Annotated in this window: 7 protein-coding genes; all 7 read right to left on the bottom strand. The window is 34.4% G+C overall.

The genetic code is table 11. The features are described from left to right. Positions 1 to 67: 67 nt before the first annotated feature. The gene (locus B0E44_RS07020) at positions 68 to 2896 is read right to left on the bottom strand and encodes an aminopeptidase (protein WP_371594725.1); all 2829 of its coding nucleotides are present in this window, start codon (positions 2894 to 2896) and stop codon (positions 68 to 70) included. Positions 2897 to 3036: 140 nt separating this feature from the next. Continuing rightward, positions 3037 to 3765, bottom strand: coding sequence for a TIGR00730 family Rossman fold protein (locus tag B0E44_RS07015; RefSeq protein WP_077372128.1), 729 nt, complete (start codon positions 3763 to 3765; stop codon positions 3037 to 3039). 151 nt (positions 3766 to 3916) lie between these two features. Then, positions 3917 to 6748 carry an excinuclease ABC subunit UvrA gene (gene uvrA, locus B0E44_RS07010; RefSeq protein ID WP_077372125.1) on the bottom strand — a complete coding sequence of 944 codons (2832 nt, stop codon included), beginning with the start codon at positions 6746 to 6748 and terminating at the stop codon, positions 3917 to 3919. Positions 6749 to 6834: 86 nt separating this feature from the next. Beyond that, complete coding sequence (locus B0E44_RS07005; protein ID WP_077372122.1) at positions 6835 to 8628, bottom strand: chloride channel protein; 1794 nt, start codon at positions 8626 to 8628, stop codon at positions 6835 to 6837. Positions 8629 to 8731: 103 nt separating this feature from the next. After that, entirely contained in the window at positions 8732 to 9400 is a 669-nt protein-coding gene (locus tag B0E44_RS07000; protein WP_077372119.1) for a DNA alkylation repair protein, read from the bottom strand. A gap of 71 nt (positions 9401 to 9471) precedes the next feature. Further along, positions 9472 to 11151: a gamma-glutamyltransferase gene (gene ggt, locus B0E44_RS06995; protein ID WP_077372116.1), complete on the bottom strand. Its 1680-nt coding sequence runs from the start codon at positions 11149 to 11151 to the stop codon at positions 9472 to 9474. Beyond that, the gene (locus B0E44_RS06990; RefSeq protein WP_077372113.1) at positions 11148 to 11732 is read right to left on the bottom strand and encodes an ACP phosphodiesterase; all 585 of its coding nucleotides are present in this window, start codon (positions 11730 to 11732) and stop codon (positions 11148 to 11150) included. Before B0E44_RS06990 ends, ggt begins: the two co-directional genes overlap by 4 nt. Between the last annotated feature and the right edge of the window lie 223 nt (positions 11733 to 11955).

Raw genomic sequence — 11955 nt, 5'->3', positions numbered from 1 at the left:
ATCATATATTTAATTTTAACTTAAAAAATTGCGTAATAGTTCAATATTTTAAAGTTTTTGTTTTGAATTAAAACCATTTTCGGGTAAAAAGATTAATTAATGATTTTGGGTTAAAAACGAAGATAAATCGTATTTTTTCTCCATAATTTTTTTGTGCAACTTCAAATCCATTCGAAGAATATACAGGAAAGAATAATTCGAAGTAATCTTGAACTAAATTTAGCCGAATTCCACTATCATAAACAAACTCGTTTTTTATTCCTTTATTTTTTACAAAACCAAAATCGGCATACGCATCCACCCAATTCCACAATAGGCTATAACTCAAATTTGTTGTAGCAAGCCATTGATTGGATTGTGGAGGGCTGACAAAGGACTTAAATCCTCCTTGTCCCATAATGTATTGCTGACTTAATATTCCGGTTGTGTCTGATCGTGCATAAAGAGGATAATCAAACAAATAATCATTTACTCTTGAAACCCCGAAATTATAATTCTGAGTGTTGTTGGTATTGTATAAAAAAGTTCCGATATATGCCCTTACATTAAAATATCGGTTGTCATTAAACAACTTACGATATTCCATTTCGGCTGAAACTTTTCCAAAATAACCCGATAACTGTACATCGGTCAGGAATTTGACATGGCTCGTAATTTCCGTTTTTACATTGGAATACTTTAAGTTCAAAATGGAGTAGTTGTCTGTGCTGTCAATTACGGTAGTGGCAGTGGGTTCTTTGTAGATTATATTATATTTTACAAATATGGCTTGTTTTCTATTGTCTCTATATCTTGGTTCACGAAAGTACAATGACAAACTAGGATACAATTTTAAATAAGCGGCATCTGGAGCATAATGATAATAGGAACCATTTAGCGCATAACGAATATTGTAGAGTCTGCCTTCTCTCAAATATTGATTTATTGTAAATGAAGAGCTACCTATAACGGATTTGGTATTGATGGAGTACATCGGGTTAAGGGAAAACATAAAAGGTTTGTCAAAGAAACTGTAATTGTAAAAACTGATTCCTGGTGCAAAACCATCATATTTATTAAAGAATAAGGTAGGCACATAAAATAATTGAGAACGATGCGGATCTTCTAAATCCTGGAAGAAAGTGAGTTTCAATGGACGATTTAGTGAAAACGAATTCAATGATTTCCAATTGTTTCTCAAATTGAATTCGGGTACTTCATTATTATAATTTAACACCAGCTTATCTACGCTTTGTCGCTCCAATGTTAATGTTGTGTCTATCTCATTGGTATCAAGCCATTTTTTAAAAATAATCTGTTTGTCTTTGATGCCAAATACCGGCATTGGAACCAATGGAACTCCTTTATTTTTTACTGTAAAAGTAATACTGTCATTTGTTTTGGAAAAATCACCAAATTTATAGTCTATTGGTTTTCTACTATCGATAATGTATTTAAAAAACCAGTCAATATTCTTAGAAGACTTTGATTTTAAAATATTTTCAAAATCAATTCTGTTGGTTTGCCCTTGCTTGTTTAAGTCGTAAAACTGTTGAATTCCAGAAGTGACCAAATCATTACCAAGGTAGTTGTCTAGATAATGCAAACTCAAGCCAGCTTTGTATTTGTTCGCAATTTGAACATTGTATTTAATTAATGAGTTTTTTGGAGCGTTAAGTGGTTGATCCAGATTTTTTCGTGCCATAAACATATAGTAATAGCTGTATTGTTCATTAAAATCCGTTTGTGCCATTTTGAAGCCTCTAAACAGAAAATATTTGGAAGCCGATCCCATCATCTTGCTTTCGGGATGGTATTGATCATTATAATTCATCATTGTAAAAATCTGAATTCCATCATAAATCCAATTGTCTTTTCTGGAATCTAGCAGCAAACTATTTTTGAGATAATTATTCAAATAGGTTTTTAAAAATTTTATTTCGAATAAAAAATCAGAATGGAAAGGCCGCATGAATTTAGGCAATTGATTTAGTCCATAAAATGGATTCTTATCGTAATCTGCTTCCGAAATGATGATTTTATCAAATGGATATTGCCCAATTTGAGTGTTAGTAAAGTCAACCACTCGTTTTATAATTGATGTTTTCAACGAGTCTTCAAATCTTCCTGAACTTAAGTTGGTTATGACTTCCAAATCACCAATTTTATAACTTCTGTAACTGGACTCTTTTTCAATAATAAGATCAAAATCGGTTCTGTTTTTACCAGTAAGATTTACTTGGGTTTCAGATTCAGTTTGCGCTAAATTAGAAATGATCAAATCCGAAGTAATTCCATTTTTATTGGGAATTTTCAATTCAATATCAAAATCCGAAACTCCATTGGCAATATCGTCTAGGTTTTCGTTACTGTATTTTATAAATTGATGATTCTCATAACGGGCAGGAGTAAGGAACCAGTTTTTGAGATGCATGCCATATTTTTCAAAATGACCGTACTTGGTAAATTTGTTACTTGGAATCTTGGAAACATAAGTAAGATGCAATACTAACTTTTGTTTTGGAACCAACATTTGATGTAAAATTACCTTGATATAATCAGGATTTTTTTCAGTTCTTTCCCATGCAAAAAAATTTTTATTTTTATCCTCAATAATTAGATTAATAGTGCCGCCACGTTCATCTACAGACGCCATATGAAATTTATTGTAAAATTCATCCGAAAAACGTTTTCCTAAAGGACTGTTTCTTTCTGAAAAAGCATTGTTCCAGTCATTTAGTACAATAGAAGTTAAAGTATCATTCGTTTGGTTGTAAAAGGTAATTTCTTGGTCAACTGTCAGGGTATTTGAATTCATATTCACAGTCACAGTCATTTTGGAGTGATGCTGTGCATATTGTTTGTGGAAAACCAACAAAACAATTAAGAATAGGATGATTTTACCTTGAGTTTTCAATCTGGGGAATATATAAGTTTCTAAAAAAGAATAAAACTAATACAATTTACAAAAAATTAAGAAAAGTTCAGTATTAAATAGTCAAAATACATCAAAACACGTCAAATGAAAAGAGCCGTTTTTAAAACGGCTCTTTTGTGTTAAAAATTTGGACTCAAATCGTATTTCTTATAAAACTTATCCAAAACATCAACTACTTCGTCTTCAGTATCGACTAGTTTAAATAAGTTCAAATCTTCCGGGCTTATCGTATGTTCTCTTTCTACCAATACTTCTTTTATCCAATCAATCAAACCAGACCAAAACTTGGTACCAACTAGTATAATCGGGAATTTGCCAATCTTTTTAGTTTGGATTAAGGTAATAGCTTCAAATAATTCGTCCATAGTACCAAACCCCCCAGGCATAACCACAAATCCTTGTGAATATTTCACAAACATTACTTTTCTAACAAAGAAATAATCAAAATTCAGGTTTTTATCTCTGTCTATATATGGATTAAAATGCTGTTCAAAAGGTAATTCAATATTCAGTCCTACCGAGGTTCCGCCTCCCAAATGTGCACCTTTATTACCCGCTTCCATAATTCCGGGACCGCCGCCTGTAATCACGCCATAACCCGCTTTACTAATTTTGAAAGCAATTTTTTCAGCCAGCTGATAGTAATGATCCTCTGGTTTTATCCTAGCCGAACCAAAAATAGTTACGCAAGGACCAATACGACCCATGGCATCATATCCGTTTACAAATTCGGACATGATTTTAAAAATTCCCCAACTGTCATTGGATCTTATTTCGTTCCAAGTTTTTTGCTTTAAACTATCTTGAATTACTTTGTCTTCATCGTTGTCAAAATCTTCTAATCTCATATTTTTTTTTAGTATATTTTTTTTGGAGCTATTTCCCGCTATTCGTTGCAATCTTTTGTTTTGTTAAAGGAACAAAACAAAAGGATTTCACTGCTATCGGGCTAGGGCATCTGTTTTTAATTTAGTTTTTATCTTTGTTGAAGATGTTAATCTAAGATAACTCTTTTTTCAAAAACTGTGCTGTATAGCTTTTTTTATTTTTTACAATTTCCTCTGGTGTTCCTTTGGCAACAAGCTGTCCGCCTCCTTTTCCTCCTTCTGGACCAATATCTATGATGTAATCTGCTAGTTTAATAACATCCATATTATGCTCAATAATCAAGATGGTATTTCCTTTGTCAACCAGTTTATTAATCACATCCATAAGTACCCGAATATCTTCAAAATGCAAACCTGTTGTTGGTTCGTCAAGAATGTAAAATGTATTTCCAGTATCTTTTTTAGATAATTCTCCTGCTAGTTTGATACGTTGTGCTTCTCCACCAGAAAGTGTAGTGCTTTGTTGTCCAAGAGTAATATACCCCAAACCAACATCCTGAATCGTTTTTACTTTTCGATAAATTTTTGGTATGTTTTCAAAGAAAGGAACCGCTTCATCTACCGTCATATTCAGCACATCCGAAATGGATTTTCCTTTATAACGAATCTCCAATGTTTCTCTGTTAAAACGCTTCCCTTGACAAGTCTCGCATTCTACATACACATCGGGCAAAAAGTTCATTTCAATGGTGCGAACTCCGGAACCTTCACAGGTTTCACAACGTCCGCCTTTGACATTGAAGCTGAAACGTCCCGCTTTATACCCCCGAATCATACTCTCGGAAGTCATCGTAAACAAGTTTCGTATTTCGCTAAAAACTTCGGTATATGTTGCTGGATTCGAACGGGGCGTTCGTCCAATCGGGCTTTGGTCAATATCGATTACTTTATCGATATGTTCCAGACCTTCTATTTTTTTATACGGTTTCGGAATTTTAACGCCATTAAAATAATAGGAATTCAAAATAGGGTAGAGGGTCTCATTGATCAATGTCGATTTTCCACTTCCCGAAACTCCTGTAACACAAATCATTTTGCCCAAAGGCAAATCAATTGAAACATTTTTGAGATTATTTCCCGTTGCTCCAGTCAATTTTAGAAATTTACCATTGCCTTCACGGCGTTTTTCGGGAATTTCCAATTTCATTTTTCCGTTTAAATATTGAGCCGTAATCGTATTCGATGCCAAAGTCTCTGCAGGAGTTCCAATGCTGATGATTTCACCACCATATTTTCCAGCTTTGGGACCAATATCAATTACATAATCGGCGCGTTCAATCATGTCTTTGTCGTGTTCCACCACGATTACAGAATTCCCAATGTCTCGTAACTGTTCCAACGAATGAATCAGTTTGTCGTTGTCTCTTTGGTGCAAACCAATACTCGGTTCGTCCAAAATATAAAGAACGCCCACCAATTGCGATCCAATTTGTGTAGCCAAACGAATACGCTGTGCTTCACCACCGGAAAGAGATTTAGAACTTCGGCTTAAAGCCAAATAATCTAAACCGACGTTCATCAGGAAAGCCAAACGGTCTTTGATTTCCTTAATGACTTCAGTAGCTATTCTTTTTTGTTTGTCGGATAAATGGTGGTCTAAATCCAAAAACCAAGCCGTCAAATCCGAAATGTCCATATCGCACAACTCGGATATACTTTTTTCATAGATTCTAAAATAATTGGCTTCTTTTTTTAAACGAGAACCTTCACAAACGGGGCATTTTACCTCGTCCATAAATTCCTTTGCCCAACGTTTAATGCTGGTCGAACCGCTTTCGTCGTGCTGGTTTTTTATGAAATGGGAAATGCCTTCAAAATCAATTTTGTAGTCGCGGGCAACTCCTAAATCTTTGGAATTTATGGTAAACTTTTCTTTTCCTCCATTCAAAATCATTTCCATTGCTTCGGAAGGAATTTTTTCGATAGCATCAGTCAATTTAAAGCCGTATTTTTCACCTATAATCTCTAATTGCTTAAAAATCCAAGAAGATTTGTATTCGCCTAAAGGGGCAAATCCTCCAGCTTTGATCGATAATTTAGGGTTTGGAATAATCTTGCCAACATTGATTTGATTAACAGTTCCCAAACCATTACAATTATCACAAGCTCCTTTTGGAGAGTTGAAAGAAAATAAATTCGGCTCTGGATTTTGATATGATATTCCAGTAGTTGGACACATCAAATTCCTGCTGAAATAACGAACTTCATTTGTATCTTGATCCAAAACCATCAATACATTTTCTCCGTGATGCATGGCAGTGTTGATACTTTCGGATAGACGTTTTTCGTTGTCAGGAGTATCTTCGATTACCATTCTGTCAACAACAATTTCGATATCGTGGGTTTTGTAACGATCTAATTTCATCCCAGAAACCAAGTCCAAAATATCTCCATTAACACGAACCTTCAAAAATCCTTGTTTGGTTATTTGCTGAAAAAGCTCCGCATAATGTCCTTTTCTTGCTCTAATAACCGGCGCGAGTATATTGATTCGTTTTCCAGTAAAATCCTGAATGATTAGTTCCTTGATTTGATCATCAGAGTAGGAGACCATTTTTTCTCCAGTGTTATAACTGTAAGCATCGGCGCCACGCGCATAAAGCAAACGGAGGAAATCGTAAATTTCGGTTATGGTCCCAACAGTAGAACGTGGACTTTTGCTAGTCGTTTTTTGTTCGATGGCGATAACAGGAGAGAGTCCGTCAATTTTATCGACATCAGGACGTTCCAATCCTCCCAAGAATTGCCTCGCATAAGCCGAAAAGGTTTCTACATAACGGCGTTGTCCTTCGGCATAAATAGTATCAAATGCCAATGAGGATTTACCAGATCCCGAAAGACCTGTAATGACTACCAGTTTTTCTCTAGGAATGGAAACATCTATATTTTTCAGATTGTGAACGCGTGCACCTTGAACTTCAATCGTATTGTCTGTATCTAGCATAATTTTTGCAAAAAAGCAAAGTTACCATTTTGATTGATTCTTTTGATAGAACACTATGGAAGATTGTGTTAAAATGATATTTAATTTTATTCGATCGTCATAGATTTTAACTTAGTTCTATAAGCTTCTAAAGCTTCCGATTTTGATATAAAACCATAATATTTATCATCACGAATTACAGGAAGAAATGCTTTTTTGGAAGATTCAAATTTGTCCATGACAATTTCCATGCTATTTGAAGGATGGACAATAGCAACGGGCTGAACCATTATTTCTTTAATAAAAGTATATTTCACTCTATATGGATTGAAAATAATTTCTCGAATATCATTAAAATGGACAATTCCTAATAAGTGGTTTTCTTTTGAAACCACCGGGAAAATAACCTGATTGGAATGGGATATTAAATCAACTAATTTTTCTAGATTTTCGTCCGGTGACAGTTTCAAATAATCCGTATGAATAATTGAATTTGTGTCCAATGTCGAAAGTACGTTAGAATCTTTATTACTGGTAAAGGCATGTCCTTTTTTAGCTAGACCCTTAACATCCAAAGAATGTTTTTCAAATCTTTTAGAAATTGCAAAACTGATAGAAGACACAATCATTAACGGAATCATTAGCCCATAACCACCCGTAATTTCGGCAATTAAGAATATAGCCGTCATTGGAGCATGAAACAATCCGCTCAAAATACCTGCCATTCCAACCATTGTAAAATTACCGATTGGCAAATGGGTTAAGCCCGTTAAATTCAATAATTTTGAAAAGAAAAAACCAACATAAGAACCCAAAAATAGGGATGGAGCAAAATTCCCTCCATTTCCACCGCTTCCCAAAGTGATTCCTGTAGCAAAGGCCTTTAGCATAAATGAACACCCTACAAAAGCTAATAATGCCCAACTATTATTTCTAAATTCTCTAAAAAGTGTGTTTTCTAGTAATTCACTCGGGTCTTTATCGGCTAGTGTTCTAATACTTTCATATCCTTCCCCAAAAAGAGTTGGGAAAATAAAGATCAAAAGAGCTAAAATAGATGCTCCAAAAAGTGCTTTTTTATAAGGAGAAAATCTGATATGACTGAAAAAATGCTCCGTTCTTTGAAAATTACGAGCGTAAAAGACAGCTACTAACCCTGTAAATATACCAAGAAATATATAATAAGGAATATTGTGATAATCAAAGGTCTGTTTAGTTGAAAAATTTAATAAAATAGTTTCATCAAGAGCAATTGCAGAAACTAAAGCTCCAGTTGCAGCTGCTATCATAATTGGTGTAAATGCTGCAATACTGACATCTACCAATAAAACTTCTACTGCAAACAACACTCCCGCAATTGGAGCATTAAAAGCTGCTGCTATTCCGGCTGCAACACCACAACCTATCAGTAAAGTCCTGTCCTTATAATGCAATTTATATTTTTGAGCATAATTAGAACCAAACGCTGCACCTGTAATCACGATTGGGCTTTCAAGACCAGCAGAACCTCCCAGTCCTACCGTAAGCGAGCTGGTAACAATTTGGGCATACATTTGCTTTCTAGGAATAATGCTCGCTTTCTTTGCAACAGCATATAAGATTTGTGATGTGCCTTTTTCGATAGCTCCTCCTAAAAATCGCTTTACAACAAATACAGTAAGCATAATACCAATAACTGGCAGCATTATTTTAAGAAGCCCCACTTTTAGAAAGTTGGTATGTACGGTTACATACGTTGCAAATATAAAAACCCAATGCGCAAATGTTTTTAGTATGATTACCGCTATAGCAGATGATATTCCAACTAAAACACTTGATAAAAAGATAAATTGCTTGGGCGTTAAAACCGATTGCGATAAAGCAAGCAGCATTTCTATTTTTGAAAAAAACTTTCTAAACATTGTTACTCTAAAGTTGGTTTATCACAAAAATAAGGTTTTTAGCTTTAAAAAGGTGAATTATTCCACCAAGACATTGCTTATTCTGTAAAATAACTCCTCCTCATTATTTTATGTTTTTTAAGGCTTCTTTTCTACTTAATTTTTTTAAATCAGCATTGAACACAAAATCCCGAACCGCTTCGGGATTTGTTTTGGCATATTCCCGCAACGCCCAGCCAATGGCTTTTTGAATAAAAAATTCAGTCGATGTTCTGTGTTTCTTGCAAACTAATTTTAGTAAGTCAAAATTGGTTTTTTCTTTATAACCAAGTTGAAAAAGAATGGCACTTCTATTAAGCCACATATTCTCGGAATTTGAAAATCGACTAATGACAGCATCTGTTTCTAAAGGGAGTTGTCTCAGATAGTCGCCCAAAATAAATTTGGCAATAACATCAACGCTGTCCCACCAGGAGTTGCTGATTATGAGTTTTTCGATAAGCTGAATGTCTTCTTTTATATAATTGTTTTTTAGCTTTTTTATCAAAATCTCCAAAGCGCAATAATGTAGTTCCCGCTCTTTTTTTGAATATAAAAGCATTGTTATTTCTCTTGGATTCTCTGAAACTTCTTTTTGGTTTTCTGCCCAAATAGTTTTAAAAATCAGCCTTCTTTCATCAGTTTTTATTCCAAAAAAGTCAAAATTATTTTTCATATATTTTGACATAGCAACTGCATTTTCAGCATTGCTGTTTTCTTGGAATGCTTTTTCTAAAGAAGGAATAAAATTCATAGAACAAAAAATAAATAGCAATAACAATTTCAATAACAATGGCAATGATAAAAAAATCTGTAATCTGAATTCTAAAATCCCACCGCTTTGTCATCACCTCTAAAATCGGCACCGCCTTCCATTTTTCCGTCAGGCAAAACCAAGATAGCATCAACTTTTCCAATAACAGGAGTTGTTTTTTCATTGATAATATAACCTTTGCCTTTTAATTTTTCAAAAGTTTTTGTGTCAAAAGTATTAGGCTCAAATGTAATGATATCTGGCAGCCATTGATGATGAAATCTAGACGCATTCACTGCCTCTTGCATTCCTAAATTATATTCATAAACATTGAGAATCGTCTGCAAAACCGAAGTGATAATGGTCGAACCGCCAGGTGATCCAACAACCATGAATAATTTCCCATTTTTCTCAACAATAGTTGGTGTCATGGAACTTAGCATTCTTTTTTGCGGAGCAATGCTGTTGGCTTCATTTCCGACTAAACCAAACATATTAGGCTCACCGGGTTTGGCGCTGAAATCATCCATTTCATTGTTTAGAAAAAATCCCAATTCGTCACAATAATACTTTGATCCATAAGCATCATTTATGGTTGTAGTAGCCGCAATCGCATTCCCGAATGGGTCAACAATAGAATAATGCGTAGTCTCGGCGCTTTCATTATAGGTTACTTTTCCTTCTTTAATTTCAGAAGACAAAGAGGCTTTATCTAAATTAAAACTTGACATTCGATCTTTTAAATAATCATCAGCCATTAACGCTTTCAAGGGTATTTTTACAAAATCGGGATCACCTAGAAAATAGCTTCTGTCTGCATAAGCTCTTCGCTCAGCTTCTACAATTACTTGAATCGATTCAGCCGAATTATGTCCTTTTTTGGACAAATCGTATGGCTCAATCATTTTTAAAATCTGAGCCAGACAAATACCGCCACTACTTGGTGGTGACATCGAAATGACTTTTAGATCCTTGTAATTAAAGGTTAGGGGAGTTCTCCATTTGGCCTCATATTTAGCTAAATCTTTCATCGTAATAATGCCGCCTTTTTCTTGGAGGTATTTTACTAATGTTTTAGCTGTTTGTCCTTTGTAAAATTCATCTCTTCCATTTTTTGCAATACGCCTGAAAGTTTCGGCCAAAGCAGGATATTTGACAGTGTCATTTTCCTTGTTCTCAGTAGAAAATTTAGTGTTCTTTCCGTTGGCTTTGATAATTGCTTCTTTATAATTAGCCAGCGTGCGCTCTTGTTTTTTGGTAACAATAACTCCCTTTTCGGCTAAAGTTATAACTGGTTTCAAAATTTCGGACATTGGCATTGAACCGTATTTTTTATGAACGGCAAAAACTCCGGCTATAGTTCCGGGAACGCCAATTGCAAGCGGGCTTTCGGTACTCATTCCTTTAATTATATTTCCATCTTTGTCAAGAAACATATTTTTGGTTGCGGCCAAAGGTGCTTTTTCACGATAATCCAACGATCCGACTTCTCCATTTGCTTTGCGAAAAACCATAAATCCGCCACCGCCAATGTTTCCAGCATAAGGATAAGCTACCGCCAATGCTAATTCAGTTGCTATCATTGCGTCAAAGGCATTTCCTCCTTTTTGCATAATTTCGGCACCAATTTTAGAAGCTTCTTCACGAGCCGAAACTACCATGGCTTTGTCAGCGATAAGTCCGGTGACAGCCTTGTTTTGAGCAAAACAATAACTATTTAGGATAAGGAACAACAACACTATTTTTTTCATAATAATTCTAATTTTTTGCGGGATTCAATTCGTAAGTCTTCAAAAAAAGTGGCAAATTCTTGTTCAAATTCGGTGTAGTATTCAATCAGTTCTTTAGATGAAAACCGCATTTTGGACTCATTTTTTGTTCGGCTGTCCATTTGGGTAAGGATTCTAGTGATTCCTTCAACAGTTTCATAACTAACAAGCCAATTGAACTCTATCATATATGGCATCATTCCTTTAGTTCTTTCTGATAGAAAATCATGATTATCACGTAATGATTGGTAAAAACGATTAGTAAAATCTGTAAGATTTTCATCTGAATAGTTTTTCCAATTTTTAGCCAAAAAATGATCATAAAATACATCTATAATCACTCCGGCATAATGATGGTATTTTTCATGTAAACGTTTGGTGCTTTTTCTAAAAACAGGATGAGCATCAGTATAAGTGTCAATAAAACGATGCAGTATAATTCCCTTTTGGATTTCCAAAGGATAAGTTTCGAATTGTTTCCCCCGAATTCCATCAGCCATAAAGTTTCCGATTTTTATCAAATCATTGTTTCCTGATAAATAAATGTGAGCTAAAAAGTTCATTTTTGTTGAGTTGATAAGGTTCTTCGGTACTGATATTCTAAGTTTACTCTCGTAAATGTAAAAACTTTTTTATTGATTATTTCAAAAATAAAACTGTCTATACAAATGTTTCATTTTTGCATTCTTAGAAACTCAAATTCAAAGAGCCAAATTTTATAAAAACTTAGCTGCTCAGCAACTCAGAAACTCAGCAACTTTTTTATATTTGTAACAAATAACCATT

It is taken from the genome of Flavobacterium sp. A45, from assembly GCF_002001005.1.
Taxonomy (GTDB): domain Bacteria; phylum Bacteroidota; class Bacteroidia; order Flavobacteriales; family Flavobacteriaceae; genus Flavobacterium.
The sequence above is the reverse complement of the archived record's forward strand: the minus strand, read 5'-3'. Positions and strand labels throughout refer to the sequence as shown.